Source organism: Reichenbachiella faecimaris, assembly GCF_900176375.1.
GTDB lineage: Bacteria > Bacteroidota > Bacteroidia > Cytophagales > Cyclobacteriaceae > Reichenbachiella > Reichenbachiella faecimaris.
Genome location: NZ_FWYF01000005.1, coordinates 62,095 through 78,211 on the forward strand (window position 1 = coordinate 62,095; position 16,117 = coordinate 78,211).

Consider the following 16,117-nt stretch of genomic DNA (forward strand, 5'->3'; position numbering starts at 1 on the left):
AGAACTTTGGACGTTTATTTTAATCCGTTTTTCGCTAAGAAATCGTTATAAATTGTTTTGAAATCTTCTACATCTGGAGAAGCAATCAAAGCTTTTTCGTATTGAGTCATAGCATCCAAGATAAGATCGTTTTCCTCATAAAAAGAGGCGAAAATTAAATTGTTCAATGGGCTATCCTCAGCGATTTCTGATTTCAAAGCCAGAAGATTTTCATTAATAGACGCTGCGTCGTCGGCAGACATTCTTTTGATGCCATAATCGCCTGACTTCAATTCGTCGTTGTCTTTGACCTGCACATTAAGAATGACCAATCTTTCGTTAGCCAGATTATCATCTTCAAAGTTGATGTTTAAGCTAGTGTCAGTAGTTTCCGCACTATATATTTCTTCATCAAAAATATTTTTAATACTGACAACATAAGACGCGTCTTCGACCTCTGAAGCACCTTCCCATCTGATGATGGCCTCAGGATTTAGAATATCAACAGAACTTGGTAGCAAGACCTTTAGCGAAGCGCTAGCTGTTGCTCGTTCTACAGCTCCAGTTGCTTTCATATTGCGTCGGTAGTTTGAACTTTCTCCTTCGCCCTGCATTTTGTTCATTACGAACTGAGCATATTTGTTAGCTACACTTGATTGGCTTTTTGCCAATTTGGTTTCTAAGTCAGTTATTTTTGTAACACCAGGATTTCTTACCTCAATCGTTCTTCCCGATTTGTGCATTAATCCAATGTACGCACCAGATGCAGCGATCAATTCGTCGCCTGACATCAAAGTGGCTCCCGTTTTTAAGGGAATAGTTTCGCCTGATTGCCCTTTTTTTACCTGATTGGCTCCTTTGCTTGCCAATACTCTAAAAACAAAACTTTGTCCGTAGCTGGTATTGACTAGAAAGAATATCAGAAGAGTAGAAGTTATGAATAATTTAGTTCTCATGATATATATAGATTTATAGATTACAAATTTACAATTTCTTTAATTCACGGAGTTCCTTTCTACCCTCTTTTGTAAAGAGATTGACAAAAACTCCAAAGAAGACCTCTAATGCGTCCCCTACAATAAGTACTGCAACAATAGCTAACGTTACATCAACTTTCACATTGAATTTGATAAATACTATGAGGCTTAAAGTAAATAGTGCTGCAGCCTCAATTAGCTGTGTAAGTTTCGTTAGCCCATCGTACCACTTAGGGACTACTTTGTAGACCACCGTAAACAGTACAATGTTGAGATAGAGCAAAATAAGTGCCAAACCGTATGAAAAGGTATCCCCCAGAGAGTTTATATAGTCTTCTGCCATGATCATAGAAAAAGCATTGGCATGAACCACACCTCCAAACATGTCTGCATGGGTCTTGCCTACATAATTTTTATTCAGTGGAGTGAAATACTTATCGTCCAAGGCTTTTCGATCACCTAATTCACTTCCCAGATAACAAAAAATGACCGCTTTGTCCTTTATTAATTCAGGAGCAAATTCCATATTCAATACTTGATACCAGTCCAGTGCAAAATAGCTGATCGGGTATTCAGTATCACCATAGTCAAAAATATTTCCGCGATAGTTGATGTCTTCTACTTCATTGCCTCTGGCTAAGAATTTTTCTACTTTTTCAGGATCCATATATTGAGCCATCTTAACAGAAAAAGCTAACTCTTCTTCTCCGTTGACATATTCTCTGACCGCAAATTGCCTACACATTTTAAGGTCATCCTGATCTGCGGCCCCTGAAATAAAGTTCGTGAATGCAGTTTCTCCATAATTGAAGTACGGGGGATAAGAAACTTCCAAAGTGTCAAACTCACCATCATCATCCCTATCCACGAGTTTGCTATACATCACAAGGTTTTCTACTCTGGAGAATGCCTCTGAGAGCTTTAAGTCTCCGAGTGTATCTTCTTTCGGGTATCTGAATCTCATGTCCATACCAATTACTCTTGGTTCTGAAGAATTGATAATATTGACTAAGTCAGCTATGCCAGCTCGTGGTAAATTTCCGACATTCACAAGAATCAAATTCTCTTCTGCTATTGGGTCAGCTCTCAGCCGTGAAAATACAATGTCAGTACTTTCCATGTCTTCAAAGACTGCACCAACTGGGTCAAAGACATCAAATATATTGAAGGCAGTTACTCGGGTGACAAGGAAGGCTAATACTAGGATAAAAAACAATCCGTAAATGGTCTCTAACCAGAATTTATTAAACATGTCAGTTTGTTAAGATTAGTAAATGTTCACTTTATTAATAACCTGGAACAATTGTTAACCTTTCTCTCAATTCGAAATTAAAGCTAACTCTATCTTGGATTAATTCAATTATTAATCGACCAATCACTCCAAATTATCTATAAACATAGGAAATCCAACCATAAGAAGTATTCCGAATCTTAATTTTTTGATATTTCTAAAACTCATGTCAATTCATTGCTATCTTTAAATTTTTACTCTGTACTATAGAATGAAAAGATTTGACCTTGATTATTATATAACTGGCCTAAAGAGCCAAAATAATGTTGTCTTAGCCCAAGCCATCACACTTGTAGAGAGTAAACGCAAAACAGATCAGGAAATAGCTGATCAATTGCTCAATGAAATAGTTAAGGGAAGTCAACCATCCATTCGAATTGGAATTACTGGAACACCAGGTGTGGGAAAGTCGAGCTTCATTGAAGGTTTTGGTTCCTACTTGATTGATCAGGGAAAAAAAGTAGCAGTGCTCGCTATTGATCCCAGCAGCCAAAAAACTGGAGGGAGTATTTTGGGAGACAAAACCAGAATGGAAACTTTGAGTAGAAACCCTCAAGCTTATATTCGACCATCTGCATCAGGCAACACCCTTGGAGGTGTTAACAATCGGACTAGAGAAGCAGTGCTGCTATGCGAAGCTGCTGGCTATGATGCTATCATCGTGGAAACAGTGGGTGTTGGGCAATCAGAAACGTTGGTAAACAACATGGTGGATTTTTTCCTACTGATGATTCAACCTGGCTCAGGAGACGATTTGCAGGGCATTAAAAAAGGAATCATGGAGATGGCACATGGTATTGTGATCAACAAAGCTGATGGAGATCAAGCCAAATTAGCCAAGCAGTCCAAAAAAGACTTGTTGAGCGCGCTACATTTATTTGCGCCAAGTGAAACAGGATGGTCTACTCAAGTAGAACTTTGTTCAGCCTTGGAAAAGACTGGTTTTGATCTTGTTTGGCAAATGGTACAATCCTTTCAAAGTGCCATGAGATCCAATAGCCTTTTTGAAAAAAATAGGAGTAGCCAAAATGTGTCCTGGTTTGAGGACCGAGCGAATTTTGGAATCTTGCAGGAATTAGTTGATCAACCCAAGTTGAGTGCACTCCAACAAGAACTTGTATTAAAGGTTAGACAAAATGAGATATCAGTTTCAAAAGCCACTGAGGAAATGCTCAGTGCTGTCAAAGAGCTATTGACTTAGTCATCGTCAAATCGGCAAACTCAAAAACTGATTTCACATGCTCTCCAGATTTTAGTTGGTACTCGTAGGTATGAATCATAATTTCATTTACATCAATGGAAAGGGGCTGTTGGAAAATGGGGCCATCAAACGTAAAGGAGTGAAATTCACCATTTTCACCACATGGGTCTACCTCTGAGCTAAAGGTTTCTAACATGGCTTTTGAATATTCTTTCCCACAAATGGATTCAGCAAAGAGTGATTGCTTGGCACAACAGATTAATGTTTTAAACTTTTTATCTAGAAAGAACTGGGCAAGTGTTTTGGTTTTTTGTTTCCAAAGGGGATATACACCCATCAAGCCATTGTTGCTAAGCATCTGATCTCTATACGCTTTGAGGTCTTCCAAAAAGATGTCACCAAACCCGATATGGTTAATCCCTTTTGATTTTAGGTTTGAATAATAGCTATTTAATGCTTTTTCATAATTTGTATTGGTAGCATAAGGTGCAATAGAAATGAAATAGATAGGGAGTCCAATAGATTCTGCCTGTGCTCGAATCAAATCCTGACTAATGCCATGCATAGAAACTCGTTCGGTTTCGCTGGAAATGGCAGTGTGCAGTTCAACTATTTCATATTGATTGTCATTCATTAAATGATGAAGCATCATGCTGGAATCTTTGCCGCCACTCCAGCTGATGGCTAATGGAATTTTTGTCATTTTCTATTGATATAATCTACTGAAAATAGGCCTTCATTTAAACTGATTTTTGTCACGCTGCCGTAATCAATTTTGAGTGTAAAGGTATCTTTTAATGATAGGTTGAGTATATGAGACAGAATAGCTCGAATAGGCCCTGCATGAGTGATAATGCCTGTTGATGGTCTGTTTTGAGAAATGATTCCTTTGAAAATTTCAACCACTCTTGCTTTCAACTGCTCATAAGACTCGCCTTTTGGTGGCGCTTGATTTACATAGTTCTCCATCCATTCATTGAGAGCTGTTTGAGGCAAGTCCTTCCATTTTTTCATTTCCCAATCTCCAAAATTGAGTTCCATGAGTCTGGATTCCGTCTGTACAGTCACTTCGAATAAATCTGCCAAACTCGAGCATCGCTTTAGTGGGCTTGAAAAAATATAGTCCAATGGCTTTTTTATTAGCTGATGTACAGATTGGGCTTCTTGCTCGAAATGAGGAGTTAACTCAATATCACTTTGACCATAACAAATTCCTTGAGCTATTTTGGGAGTGGTGTGTCTGATTAAATAAATTTCCATAATAGTAAAACCATGAGGTATAAGATAATTTCGGAAACTTGTTGAACAGCTCCCAAACAGTCACCTGTGTAGCCACCTATCCATTTTTTGAAATAGCTGGACAAATACAATTTAACCAAAATAAGTACAGGAATGGCTGTCAGGAAATATAGATTTTGGAAATAGACAAGAGGAAGAAATCCAATACTAATGGCCATCATAAAGCTTCCAAAGTTCATTTGTCTGGCTACGGGTTTGGCCTTGGAGTCTTCATTGTCTCTGGCATATTGGTCAGTGAATATCATAAAGACTGAATTGGCTCTACTGATGGAGTGTGCAGCTAACATGATCACAGCCGTGGTAAGCCCATCTTTTGTATTCGAAATTTCCCAAAGCAATATGAATTTGAATAATATCATCATGGTCATGCCCAAAGCGCCATAGGCTCCTATGGCAGAATCTTTCATGATTTTAAGAATTTTTTCTTTGGTCCAGCCACCACCAAACCCGTCACACACATCTGCAAAACCGTCTTCGTGAAATGCGCCTGTCAATAGTATGCTTGCTGTCATAGATAGCACAACAGCAATACTAACAGGTAGCATTTGATAGGCTCCAAAAAACACGGCACCTGCAAATCCACCAACCACCCAGCCGATTAATGGAAAATACTTAGTTGCTTTGTTGAGCATGTCAGCTGAATGATCAACCCATCTGGGGCATGGAATGCGTGTATAAAACATGATGGCAGTGAGAAATATTGACCACTCTTTTCTTATCATCTAATCTTTGTTTGAGACTCCAGCATCATCAAAACTCGCCATTTTATTTATAAAGTCAACACTCGACTGAATCAGGGGATAGGCCAGGGCACATCCTGTCCCTTCACCCAATCTTAAATTCATTTGAACGATGGATTTTACTTGGAGAAATTCGAGCATCTTTTTATGCCCTGATTCGTCAGATTGATGGCAGAACAGGGTATAGTGTTCTATGTTCGAATTTATCGAATGAGCGCACAGATAAGCAGAGGTGCTAATAAAACCATCTACTAAAACAATCATTTGATTGGCTGCTGCCTGAAGCATGGCTCCAGTCATCATGGCTATCTCAAATCCACCAACAGCCAGTAAGAGTTCTGAAATACTCGAAATTGAGGAGTGCTTTTGTTGAACCTTCTCAAGTATCTCGATTTTCTTATACCACCCAGCATCGTCAACCCCTGTGCCACGTCCAACACAATCCTTGATTGGAAGCTTGCAAATATGGCTCATGATCAAACTGGCGGCGGAGGAGTTGCCAATGCCCATTTCACCAAAGCCTATAACGTTTGATCCCTTGGCATGAATGTTATTGACTATTTCACATCCTTTTTGAATTGCTTGTGTTAGCTGATTCTCAGATATGGCCGTCTGTGTGAGTGAATTCTCAGTACCCATTCCAATTTTGGCATTGATTAGATGGGGATGGTTTTCGAAGTCAAAATTCACACCTGCATCTACGATTTTCAGATCAATACCATGTTGCTCACTAAAGATATTGATGGCGGCCTCACCAGACAAAAAGTTGAGTACCATCTGATGGGTGACTTCTTGCGGGAAGGCACTCACACCTTCTTTGGCCAAGCCGTGATCGCCTGCGAATACCACAATAGATGGTTTTTTCAACTCAGGAGCAAGTGTCTGTTGGATTAGACAGATTTGGCGGGCGACGGACTCTAACTGGCCTAGCGCACCAATGGGTTTGGTTTTGAAATCAATCTTATGATTGATTGCTGAGATAAGTTTTGAACTTGGCTTCGGGATATTTATTTCAATCATTATTTAAGTTTTAGGGGTAATCCTGAGACCATAAAGTAAGCTTCATCAGCTGCTTCGGCAATGTGCTGATTGATCCAGCCTTGCAATTCTACAAAGTCTCGTCCTACTTGGGTATCGCCATGCAGACCCATTCCTATTTCATTAGAGATGATAACTAGATGCCCATTATAATTTTTCAACTTGTCAAATTCAGCTTTAGCTAGTTTTAACGACTCATCACGGTTGGCCTTAGTTTTTGAGAAAAAATTGGAAAGCCATAGCGTAATGCAATCAATAACCACTACACGATTTGGTGGTAATACTTTGCTCAATTCAAAGCATTCTTCAATATTCGTCCATCTTTCGTCGCGTTCGGCTTGATGGCGTTTGATACGCTCTTCAAAATGACTGTCATTGGCTTTGGCAGTGGCTAAATAGATGGGCTGATCTGAAAGATTTAATGCCATTTTTTGTGCAAAAGAAGACTTGCCTGACCGTTCGCCGCCTGATATGTAGGTGATCATTTGATTAAACTGGTTTTGATAAAACAATAATTATCTGTTTTCACTTTTTCTCCTTTTTTAATATGAATTGGTTCTTTGAAAAGTGGACAATCAATAACCAACGTGTGATATTCGCCATTTTCCCCACAGACATCCACTCCATGCGCTTCCAATTTCGGAATCAGATCATGAGTGATCTCTACACCTAGAAAATCCAACCCTAGCGTGTGATTACAAGAAACTATAATGGCCCTAATGCCAGCATCAATCATGGATTCAACTAGTTCGCGACGATTGCCTTGCCAAAGTGGGAGGTAGGCTTGAATGTTAGCGATTGCAGATACTTTTTCTTCCCAGTCCCTGTGTTTTTGGATGTCAATGTCTCCATAGACCATACCTTGTATTCTGTGGTCAGCTTTTATTTGTTGGAGATTACTTATGAAATTTTTTTCATAAGTAGACCAAGATGCTGAAGCCAATTGAATAGAAACATCCAAAACCTTGGCTTGTGCTTTTAATACTTCTTGCGTGAGTCCATGGGATTTGGAGTATTCTTGATTTTCATCCATCACATTCATGATGACTTTTAGCTGATCACCCTTAGCCAATTGTTGCATCAAAGCAAAACAGCTGTCTTTACCACCACTCCAAGAACATCCTATATTCATTTGCAATTTTTTGTTTGAAACAACGGCTGTCAGGTTGAGGCAATCAAAACCCAACAGCCATCAGTTTATTTAAAATTTAAAATTCAACCCTATGGTTGCGTTTCTACCTCTGGTAGTGAATCCGTAGATACCAATGAAATCAGTGTCAAAAACATTATTGATTCCGCCATAAACTGATAAGCTATTGTTCATGAACTTATAGCTAGTAAAAAGATCAACAACGCTAAAAGATTTCAGATCAGTTTCTTCTGAGGTGAAGGTTGTAGCATTCCAATAGGCAATAGTTCGATCGCCTGTTAAATTGTATTTCATCGAAATATCAATATTTTCTTTAGGTGATACTACCAAGCCTGCTCCAAACTTGTATGCCGGAACTCTATAAAAATTGGCTTCCTGATCTGTAGTCACATAGGCGTAATTAGTGTTGATACTGATTAGCTCTGAAATTGACCAGTTGGCATCAAATTCAAAACCCTTTACCACCTGTTCATCTGTTCCATTGTCATAAAAGCTTACCCAACCCCCACTATTGTCAGGCGCACCACTGAAAATAATTGGGTCTGTTTCATCACGTCTGAAATATGTGGTATTTAAGGTCAATTTATCACCTAGATAAAAAGAGATACCTCCCTCATAGTTGGTAGATCGTTCTGGCGACAAATCTTCATTTCCATAAAATGAGTACAGTTGATATAGACTAGGCGTCACGTAGGAGGTGGATACAGAGGCCAACAATTTGATGGATAGATCACCTGCTAACGGAAGCAAAAACGATGGATTCAAGTTGTAAATGAACTCAGAGTTGTACACGCTATGCGTATTTAGCCGCACACCCGCATGTACATTCAATCCAGAACTATGATCAAAAAATACAGAAGCGAATGGATCAACAAGTGTAAAGTCATCATATTCAGCCTCAGGATCAGCCAATGTTTCTTTGGCCGACAGTTTTTGTACATTTAGACCAACCAAGGTTTTGAAATTGTCATTCCACTGGTGCTCGTGGGTCAACTCAGTTTGAAGGTTTTTCGATTTGTACTCTGATGGATAGCTGGAGATAAACTCTCTTGTTCCTGTATTTAACAAGACGTTCAATTTTATGTTGCCAGCTCCATAGTTGTAGATTGGAGTGAAACCAATTCTAAATTGTTTGCCATTGTTTTGATTATCAGCATCCAAGTAAGCCCCATCATCATAGTCTGCAGAAAATTCATCATAACCAACATTGAAGTCCAATTTCAACTCATCAGTTGCTTGAAGTCCTAATTTTACATTAGCGTTCTTTTGAGACATGCCGTCCTTATTATAAGCTGTGCTTGAGTTCTCATCTGAAGCTGCTGAGAATCCTTCTGATTCCATTAGACTGCCACTAATCATATAGTTAAGCCTGTCCTGTTTACCATTCAAGTTGGCTGATATTTGATGTGTTTCATAAGACCCGTAGCTATAATCAGCTTGCCCGTGAACACCCTCATCAGTTGCTTCTTTGAGTTTGATGTTGATGACTGCCGCAGCTGCACCAGTACCATATAAAGTACTTAATCCTCCTTTCAGTACTTCGATTGACTCAATTTGACTGACAGGTAAAAAGCGAAGGTCGAACGATGCATCAATTCCAGAGGGGTCATTCAATGGCACACCATCTATAAGGATTAATGTGTTTTTATTTCTACCACCTCTTACAAAATAGCTAATATTCGTTCCGGGTGCACCAAAATTGCCATCCATCTGGATGCCTGGAACTTCGTTGAGTAAGTCTGGAACTGATTTGCCTGCATTTTGCTCTATATCCTTAGCCGTTAGCTTAAAAATACTCTTGCCGGATTTTTCTACAGGTAATTCGAATTTGGTGCCGGTCACCACCACCTCATCCATTGAATAGGTGGTAAGGTCTTCTTGCTTTTGGGCTAGAGCCCAAAAGGCCGATTGCAAGATTAGCCCAAAGGCTAAAGTGTGTTTGAGATTAATTTTTAAGATTCTCATAGTAATTTTTAAAAAGGTTAAAAAACTATGAGCCTTTGTTTGAAAAAGGGAATAGAGGCATTTGCCATGCCGCAGTTCACTTCACTTTTCTCCCGAAAGCTCAGATAAATAATAACTACTGGCAGGTCTCCTGGCTCTTCGAAATCTTTTGATCGGCCTTCCCATCCCGATTCATTAGGACAGTGGCAATGGTAGATCAAAAATGATATCACAAGGATATCTTCGAATTACAGTTGCGGGAACAGCTTCGGAATGAGCGCTAAGCACTTCACCGAATTCCCTTTTAATTTCTCAGGATACGTTTCCTTCGAAAACCAATAATTGCCGCAAATCTAGAGAAATAATTGAGGATGGGAAATAATATCTTTTAAATGAAATTCAATCTGGCATTGGACGCACTAAAGGTTATTTGTTTGCAATAACCTGCTATTGGTAGGTTATTCTGTGTGAGGGATTCACTAATTCCGTACTTTTGTTTGGTGATTCATTGCAACAGAAAGAAACTATTTCGTAATATTTTTGTCTTTTGTGCAACTAAATGAGCGTAACGATCATCTAATAAATGTGAAACCGAAAGAAGCGTTTCACGTCTTAAAAGAGAAATCATCAAAAAACCAAAGATCAAAACTCGACTATCATGGGATTATTAGGGCTGTTTAAAAAAGAAAAAAAAGGGAAGAAAGCTACACAATGTAGTGTGTGCAAGTCGCACATGGAACGAAATGAGGGATATGCTTTAACTACCTCTCAGGTGATATCAAGCAAAACCTATTGGGATCATAAAATGGTAGAGCCAGAAACCATGTCCTATACGACACAGCATTTCAAAGATAAAGATGAAAACGCAACGAAAATGAGAGGAATCATTTTCGAAAAGACAGCCGAAAAAGATCAAACTTGGATGACTTGCGACACATGTATCAAGCATTTTGATGTGGATCATGCAGCAACCAAAGAATTGGCTTCTGAATGGTGGAATGCTGAAAATGGTCACAAAATCCCTAATACAGGTAAAGCTATTGACCATTTGCCAAATGAGGCTTATGAGACTATTAGAGATTATGCAACTATGGAAGCAGGTGCTTCTTTGATCAGATTGTAAGCGAAGAATTTTATTTTTATAAAAGGATAGGTGTTTATTTGTGCGATGAATAAATGCCTATCTTTTTTTTTGTGCCTTATTTTGATTGCAGCTTGTACAAGTGAAAAACGAGACCTGTCTGCTGATGGCCATCTGCCCGAGTCAAATATTAAATATGCCGAAAGGTTTGATATTCAACATCAAAACGGAGTCAGGTTAATAACCATTGATAAACCCTGGCAGGGTAGTAAGGAGCCGATCAGATACCTGCTTTATCAAGATTCTGTTCCAGCATTGTATGCAAATGACGATTCCTATGTCAAAATAAAAACACCAGTACAAACTATAGTTTCTAACCTCACCACACAACTCGCTCTGATGGATGATTTAGGTATCACTGAACGATTGATAGGTTTTGCACAAACTCAGTTTATTTATTCACCAAAGATTTTGTCCAGAGTGAGTGATGGAAAAGTAAAGGAAGTTGGTCCAGATGGAAGTTTAGATGTTGAGAGTATTTTAAATCTCAATCCTGATGTCATTTTAGCATTCAGTTCAGGAACAGAAAATCGCCAACTTGAAAAACTCAAAGAGTTAGGGATGAATGTGGTGATGAACGCTGGCTATATGGAAACTTCCGTTTTAGGTCGTTTTGAGTGGATTAAATTCCTAGGTCACCTTGCAGGAACAGAAGAGCGAGCCCAGGAGGTTTTTGATGAGAAGGTGATCATTTACGATTCTTTGATGCAATTGGTGGAGGGGCTGGAACAGCCCTCGGTCATTACAGGTACGCTATATGGAGGTACGTGGTTTATGCCAGCAGGAGAAAATTATGGTGCTAATATCATCACTGCTGCAGGGGGAAATTATCTTTGGAAGGAAGATCAAAGTACAGGGTGGTTAAGTATGGATTTTGAATCCGTGTTTGAGCATGGGTATGATGCGGACTACTGGATTGGTGTGGCAAGCTATTCGTCGCTTGCTCAGTTGCGGCAAGCAGATGATCGCTACGCGGAATTTGAGGCGTTCAAAAATGGTAATGTCTATTCGTATATGGCTAGAGTAAACGAAGAAGGTGCCAATGACTATTTCGAATCTGGAAATGTAAACCCTGAAAAACTCCTGGCAGATCATATTAAAATATTACACCCTGAGTTGCTTCCAGATTATGAACTCTATTATTATATGAAATTGGAATAGGCTGTGCTTTTCCATTAATTTCGTCACAAACCTTTAGAGCTACTTTGAACAAACCCCTCGCTATACTCATTCTCGTCTTTATTGCAGCATTATTGCTGGATGTAATGTTTGGGTCTGTGTTGATTCCACTCGAAGCGCTTTGGGACATCTTTATTGGGGAACCAGTACCTCATCCTGCATGGGAACGAATCGTGCTCAACTACAGACTGCCAAGAGCAGTCACTGGTGTATTGGCTGGTAGTGGGTTAGGATTGAGTGGTTTGTACATGCAGACCTTTTTTAGAAACCCATTAGCAGGTCCTTATGTGCTGGGGATCAGTGCAGGTGCAAGTTTGGGCGTGGCATTGGTTGTGTTTGGAGAGTCGTTATGGCTCCTGTTTGGGATTCAGTTTATGTCGGGCTTTTCCATGGCCATAGGTGCCATCGTCGGGTCTTTTTTAGTGTTTGCTGTTGTGCTTTTTTTCTCAACTAAAGTGCGAGACAATACATCACTACTTATCATTGGATTAATGTTCAGTAGTGCGACAAGTGCCATTGTGAGTATTCTACAGTTTTTTAGCAACCCAGAGGATGTACAATCCTATTTGATTTGGACTTTTGGCGATTTGGGGAGTGTCACGGTCAGTGAGCTGCAAATTCTATTTCCTCTGATTGCGTTGGGATGGATTGGATCTGTCTTTCTGATTAAGCCACTAAACATTTTCCTGTTGGGCAATCAATACGCCAAAAATGCAGGGTTGAATATGACCTTGGCGAAATATGGGGTTATTAGTATTACAGCTCTTTTGTCAGGTACCATTACTGCCTATTGTGGACCCATCGCTTTTATTGGTTTGGCTACTCCTCACATTGCGCGCATGATTTTGGATACTAGTGATCATAGATTATTGATTCCTTTTGTAGGTTTTTTGGGCGCCATTATTTTGATGCTTTGTGATGTGATTTCGCGGATGCCAGGTTTGTCGCATTCGCTTCCGCTTAATGCAATTACTTCTATCCTTGGGGGACCTTTAGTGATATGGTTGATTGTGAAACGAGGAAATATATCTAATAGCTTCTGATGACATCCTTACACATCAAAGGACTGAGCGTAGGGTACGCGACTAAAGAAATTGCCACGAATATCAATTTGAGTCTTAGTGGTGGTCAGTTGGTTTGTTTGCTAGGGCAAAATGGAGTTGGTAAATCTACTTTATTGCGCACACTATCAAATCTGCAAGAACCACTGGCTGGTCATATTGAAATTGACCATCAGGATATCCGAGCCTTGGATAGGCGAAAGCTGGCAACCAAGCTGGGTATTATCACTACTGAAAAAATTGGTATGTCTAACATGACCGTACGCGAGCTGGTGGCACTTGGACGTTATCCCTATACCAATTGGGTCGGACAAGAATCCAAAGAAGACACCCAAAAAATCGAAGAAGCTATTTCCAGATGTAGGATCAACTACATAGAGAAATCCAAATTATCAGCCATCAGTGACGGGCAGTTTCAGAAAGCCATGGTGGGCAGAGTATTGGCTCAGGATACAGACATTATTCTGATGGACGAACCCACGGCTCATTTAGATGTAGTCAATCGAGTTGAAATGTTTCAATTATTGCAATCTATTGTGCAGGAAACAGATAAATCTATATTGATATCTACGCACGAACTGGATCTCTCCATGCAGTTTGCTGATGAGCTTTGGCTGATGAATTTTAATGCACCCATAGTGATTGGCACACCTGAAGATCTGGGACTGACTGGCGAAATAGAGAAAATCTTCTTTCATGAGGAGTTTCATTTGGATAGCCGTACGGGTCAAGTCAAACTAAGACAAGAAGTAAAGGAATCCTTTAATTTGGTAGGAGAGGACAAAGCCTTTCATTGGGTGCAAAAGGCATTGGAAAGGAAGGGCTATGGCATTAGCCCTGAAGGAGTACGAATTGCTGTTGAGTTTGTAGATAATCAATTGGTCTGGAGTTTTGATAATCATAAAGGTCAAAATATCCGTGAACTACTAGAAATAATAGACAAGAAATGAGTCAGATAAGAAAAATACGAGAAGAGGAAATAACACTTGCTAAACATCTTTTGACATTGGCAAAAAAGAATCCTGAAGCGTATACTTTTCCGTCAGATGTTGATGAATATGAAGGTGGCGTGATGGGGAGTATTAATTTCACCTTAGGTGATTCAGGTGATTATGCTGGCGACATTATTCAAGTGGAGTACACAGATGAAGATGGGGTGAGAGTATTGATCACTCTGACTCAAAATAGTAAAGGAGAGTTGTTGGATATGGATTTCTGGAAAGAGAATTTCACTAAACTCTTGAGATATCCCACGCCAGATAGAGTGACGATCAACACACGAGGAATCTAGATCAGTAGGAGTTTAAAACCAATAGGAGTCCCTTCCGTTTCTGAGTATAATTTCTATATTTGAGAAAGAGTCAAAAACAACTTCAAAATAAAATCTAATGATCAAACTTAAAGACATAGACAAGTACGTCGATTCTAAATTTCAGCGCTTGTTTATCCTCAAAGGGATAGACCTGGAAGTGAAGCAAGGCGAATTTGTGAGTATCATGGGGCCATCAGGTTCTGGAAAATCAACCTTGCTCAATATTATTGGGATGCTGGATAAGCCCTCAGCAGGAGAATATTACTTTCTGGATGAGCCTGTACACAAATTTAGCGAAAGAAAGACCTCCAAACTTCATAAAGAATACATTGGTTTCGTATTTCAGGCTTATCACTTGATTGACGAACTCAATGTATATGAGAACATTGAAACACCACTTTTGTATCGTGGAGTGAAAGGTAAAGAAAGAGCCAGTATGGTAGCTGAGATGCTCGATAGATTTCAGATGGTGGCCAAGAGAGATTTGTTTCCCGAACAGCTGTCTGGTGGCCAGCAGCAGTTGGTAGGTGTGGCGAGAGCACTTATTGGTGGGCCTAATCTATTATTGGCTGATGAACCAACTGGGAACCTGCATTCGGAACAAGGTGAAGAAATCATGAAACTCTTCAAAAAGCTGAATGAAGAGGGGATGACGATTATTCAGGTGACCCACTCAGAGAAATGTGCCGAATATGGTTCTCGCATCATTAGACTGGAAGACGGTGCCATCGTAAGTGACGGCAAATAACAAGTCGTATCCTAAAAAATATTTAAAAACCGAAGTCACTCGCTTCGGTTTTTTTGAGTCCCCTTAGTTCAGGAATCTATCCTTGCCTATATTTGGTTTTTGTATTTTTAATTGAAAAAATTAAAATTATCCCATGGCTATGGATAACCACCTTCAAAGAATTCTAACCTGTCTTATTTTTATTTTTGTTTCATTTTGTCAAGTTGCGAAAGGGCAGATGCCAGTAGAGGATCAGCAGAAATTTGATAAGTCTATAGAATGGCTTCAAACTAATTTGGCCTACTTCTATCAGAATCCATCTACGGGTCAGTGGTGGCATAACAATTTTCTCTATAGTTCAGATAAAAAAGAGATCAATATCAAAAACTCAAGTTCTGATACACCAAATAAGACAGACAAAGATGTTTATTTTGATCGCATAGTGAACCTAAGGGATCTGGATCTAGCTTCAGTCAGAATTGAAGAGATAAGGTCGAACAAGGGGAGAATTGTAAAAGGAAAAGTGGTACATATAGACGCCATTGGCAAAACACAACGTATCCAAAAACTCTATAATGGAGCGCCATCTTTTATGGAATTTTTTCTGCAGTTTCCTTTTCCAAAATCCGACGACAAAATGTACCTAAAAGCAGAAGATTGCAAGAGGCATTTTGAGACTGTGATAGATTTGGCTTCAAAGGTGTACCCAGCCGTAGATTCTTTAGACAATACCAATTACATTTTTGATCTGATCCCTGGCACCTATGATGGTTCTGATCAGAGCAGGTGCGAAATAATAGAGTTATTTCCCCATTCATTAGAATTGAAATTTTATAGAGGAGCGAAGCTTTATAAAAAAAGTGTGATCAGCTATGATGAGTCCAATCATCATTTTATTTATTGGATGGTGAATGCAGCTGGAAGTAGTCATTTTGAGCTTAATCTACATTTTCAGGATGAAATCAATCTAGAGGCTAATGCCAAGGACTACCTGCTTAAATTCCCGAACAGCAATCAATTTTCAATTTTTGACAGGGGATCTACAGTCAATTATAACCGAACTGGATTTAACGAGTAA

17 protein-coding genes and 1 riboswitch are annotated in these 16,117 nt (G+C 39.4%); of the genes, 8 read left to right on the plus strand and 9 right to left on the minus strand.

Annotated elements, in window-relative coordinates; translation table 11 throughout:
- Positions 1 to 14: 14 nt before the first annotated feature.
- Entirely contained in the window at positions 15 to 935 is a 921-nt protein-coding gene (locus tag B9A58_RS19075; protein WP_084374485.1) for a hypothetical protein, read from the minus strand.
- A gap of 28 nt (positions 936 to 963) precedes the next feature.
- Positions 964 to 2,208 carry a CHASE2 domain-containing protein gene (locus B9A58_RS19080; protein WP_084374486.1) on the minus strand — a complete coding sequence of 415 codons (1,245 nt, stop codon included), beginning with the start codon at positions 2,206 to 2,208 and terminating at the stop codon, positions 964 to 966.
- A gap of 250 nt (positions 2,209 to 2,458) precedes the next feature.
- Between B9A58_RS19080 and meaB the strand changes: the two genes are divergently transcribed.
- The gene (gene meaB / locus B9A58_RS19085) at positions 2,459 to 3,448 is read left to right on the plus strand and encodes a methylmalonyl Co-A mutase-associated GTPase MeaB (RefSeq protein ID WP_084374487.1); all 990 of its coding nucleotides are present in this window, start codon (positions 2,459 to 2,461) and stop codon (positions 3,446 to 3,448) included.
- Here the strand turns inward: meaB and B9A58_RS19090 are convergent.
- The 7 genes from B9A58_RS19090 to B9A58_RS19120 form a co-directional block, all read right to left on the minus strand.
- The gene (locus B9A58_RS19090) at positions 3,429 to 4,151 is read right to left on the minus strand and encodes a Dph6-related ATP pyrophosphatase (RefSeq protein ID WP_084374488.1); all 723 of its coding nucleotides are present in this window, start codon (positions 4,149 to 4,151) and stop codon (positions 3,429 to 3,431) included. The two genes, meaB and B9A58_RS19090, sit on opposite strands and share 20 nt — an antisense overlap.
- Positions 4,148 to 4,708: an alpha-ribazole phosphatase gene (cobC, locus tag B9A58_RS19095; protein WP_084374489.1), complete on the minus strand. Its 561-nt coding sequence runs from the start codon at positions 4,706 to 4,708 to the stop codon at positions 4,148 to 4,150. Before cobC ends, B9A58_RS19090 begins: the two co-directional genes overlap by 4 nt.
- The gene (locus B9A58_RS19100; protein ID WP_139793986.1) at positions 4,693 to 5,469 is read right to left on the minus strand and encodes an adenosylcobinamide-GDP ribazoletransferase; all 777 of its coding nucleotides are present in this window, start codon (positions 5,467 to 5,469) and stop codon (positions 4,693 to 4,695) included. Before B9A58_RS19100 ends, cobC begins: the two co-directional genes overlap by 16 nt.
- Positions 5,470 to 6,507 carry a nicotinate-nucleotide--dimethylbenzimidazole phosphoribosyltransferase gene (gene cobT / locus B9A58_RS19105; protein ID WP_084374490.1) on the minus strand — a complete coding sequence of 346 codons (1,038 nt, stop codon included), beginning with the start codon at positions 6,505 to 6,507 and terminating at the stop codon, positions 5,470 to 5,472.
- Positions 6,507 to 7,010 carry a bifunctional adenosylcobinamide kinase/adenosylcobinamide-phosphate guanylyltransferase gene (locus B9A58_RS19110; protein WP_084374491.1) on the minus strand — a complete coding sequence of 168 codons (504 nt, stop codon included), beginning with the start codon at positions 7,008 to 7,010 and terminating at the stop codon, positions 6,507 to 6,509. Before B9A58_RS19110 ends, cobT begins: the two co-directional genes overlap by 1 nt.
- Complete coding sequence (locus tag B9A58_RS19115) at positions 7,007 to 7,657, minus strand: Dph6-related ATP pyrophosphatase (protein WP_084374809.1); 651 nt, start codon at positions 7,655 to 7,657, stop codon at positions 7,007 to 7,009. Before B9A58_RS19115 ends, B9A58_RS19110 begins: the two co-directional genes overlap by 4 nt.
- 69 nt (positions 7,658 to 7,726) lie before the next feature.
- Complete coding sequence (locus B9A58_RS19120) at positions 7,727 to 9,640, minus strand: TonB-dependent receptor plug domain-containing protein (RefSeq protein WP_084374492.1); 1,914 nt, start codon at positions 9,638 to 9,640, stop codon at positions 7,727 to 7,729.
- A 103-nt stretch (positions 9,641 to 9,743) separates the two neighbouring features.
- A riboswitch (cobalamin riboswitch) is annotated at positions 9,744 to 9,974 on the minus strand.
- Between the two features lie 303 nt (positions 9,975 to 10,277).
- Between B9A58_RS19120 and B9A58_RS19125 the strand changes: the two genes are divergently transcribed.
- The 7 genes from B9A58_RS19125 to B9A58_RS19155 all read left to right on the plus strand — a co-directional run bounded on the left by B9A58_RS19125 (position 10,278) and on the right by B9A58_RS19155 (position 16,117).
- Entirely contained in the window at positions 10,278 to 10,742 is a 465-nt protein-coding gene (locus tag B9A58_RS19125; protein ID WP_084374493.1) for a hypothetical protein, read from the plus strand.
- A gap of 45 nt (positions 10,743 to 10,787) precedes the next feature.
- Positions 10,788 to 11,921: an ABC transporter substrate-binding protein gene (locus B9A58_RS19130; RefSeq protein ID WP_084374494.1), complete on the plus strand. Its 1,134-nt coding sequence runs from the start codon at positions 10,788 to 10,790 to the stop codon at positions 11,919 to 11,921.
- A 44-nt stretch (positions 11,922 to 11,965) separates the two neighbouring features.
- On the plus strand, positions 11,966 to 12,982 hold the full coding sequence (locus B9A58_RS19135) for an iron ABC transporter permease (protein ID WP_221407885.1): 1,017 nt from the start codon (positions 11,966 to 11,968) through the stop codon (positions 12,980 to 12,982).
- Positions 12,982 to 13,950 (plus strand): ABC transporter ATP-binding protein, encoded by a 969-nt coding sequence (locus tag B9A58_RS19140; protein WP_084374496.1) that lies wholly within the window; start codon positions 12,982 to 12,984, stop codon positions 13,948 to 13,950. The genes B9A58_RS19135 and B9A58_RS19140 overlap by 1 nt, the downstream gene beginning before the upstream one ends.
- The gene (locus B9A58_RS19145; protein WP_084374497.1) at positions 13,947 to 14,291 is read left to right on the plus strand and encodes a DUF6984 family protein; all 345 of its coding nucleotides are present in this window, start codon (positions 13,947 to 13,949) and stop codon (positions 14,289 to 14,291) included. The genes B9A58_RS19140 and B9A58_RS19145 overlap by 4 nt, the downstream gene beginning before the upstream one ends.
- A gap of 97 nt (positions 14,292 to 14,388) precedes the next feature.
- Positions 14,389 to 15,060, plus strand: coding sequence for an ABC transporter ATP-binding protein (locus B9A58_RS19150; RefSeq protein ID WP_084374498.1), 672 nt, complete (start codon positions 14,389 to 14,391; stop codon positions 15,058 to 15,060).
- A gap of 139 nt (positions 15,061 to 15,199) precedes the next feature.
- Positions 15,200 to 16,117, plus strand: a complete 918-nt coding sequence (locus tag B9A58_RS19155) for a hypothetical protein (RefSeq protein ID WP_139793987.1) — start codon at positions 15,200 to 15,202, stop codon at positions 16,115 to 16,117.

Bases quoted from the DNA above. Each gene is read 5' to 3' on its own strand.
- B9A58_RS19075 (WP_084374485.1), bottom strand. From the start codon at position 935: ATGAGAACTAAATTATTCATAACTTCTACTCTTCTGATATTCTTTCTA.
- B9A58_RS19080 (WP_084374486.1), bottom strand. From the start codon at position 2,208: ATGTTTAATAAATTCTGGTTAGAGACCATTTACGGATTGTTTTTTATC.
- meaB (WP_084374487.1), top strand. From the start codon at position 2,459: ATGAAAAGATTTGACCTTGATTATTATATAACTGGCCTAAAGAGCCAA.
- B9A58_RS19090 (WP_084374488.1), bottom strand. From the start codon at position 4,151: ATGACAAAAATTCCATTAGCCATCAGCTGGAGTGGCGGCAAAGATTCC.
- cobC (WP_084374489.1), bottom strand. From the start codon at position 4,708: ATGGAAATTTATTTAATCAGACACACCACTCCCAAAATAGCTCAAGGA.
- B9A58_RS19100 (WP_139793986.1), bottom strand. From the start codon at position 5,469: ATGATAAGAAAAGAGTGGTCAATATTTCTCACTGCCATCATGTTTTAT.
- cobT (WP_084374490.1), bottom strand. From the start codon at position 6,507: ATGATTGAAATAAATATCCCGAAGCCAAGTTCAAAACTTATCTCAGCA.
- B9A58_RS19110 (WP_084374491.1), bottom strand. From the start codon at position 7,010: ATGATCACCTACATATCAGGCGGCGAACGGTCAGGCAAGTCTTCTTTT.
- B9A58_RS19115 (WP_084374809.1), bottom strand. From the start codon at position 7,657: ATGAATATAGGATGTTCTTGGAGTGGTGGTAAAGACAGCTGTTTTGCT.
- B9A58_RS19120 (WP_084374492.1), bottom strand. From the start codon at position 9,640: ATGAGAATCTTAAAAATTAATCTCAAACACACTTTAGCCTTTGGGCTA.
- B9A58_RS19125 (WP_084374493.1), top strand. From the start codon at position 10,278: ATGGGATTATTAGGGCTGTTTAAAAAAGAAAAAAAAGGGAAGAAAGCT.
- B9A58_RS19130 (WP_084374494.1), top strand. From the start codon at position 10,788: ATGAATAAATGCCTATCTTTTTTTTTGTGCCTTATTTTGATTGCAGCT.
- B9A58_RS19140 (WP_084374496.1), top strand. From the start codon at position 12,982: ATGACATCCTTACACATCAAAGGACTGAGCGTAGGGTACGCGACTAAA.
- B9A58_RS19145 (WP_084374497.1), top strand. From the start codon at position 13,947: ATGAGTCAGATAAGAAAAATACGAGAAGAGGAAATAACACTTGCTAAA.
- B9A58_RS19150 (WP_084374498.1), top strand. From the start codon at position 14,389: ATGATCAAACTTAAAGACATAGACAAGTACGTCGATTCTAAATTTCAG.
- B9A58_RS19155 (WP_139793987.1), top strand. From the start codon at position 15,200: ATGGATAACCACCTTCAAAGAATTCTAACCTGTCTTATTTTTATTTTT.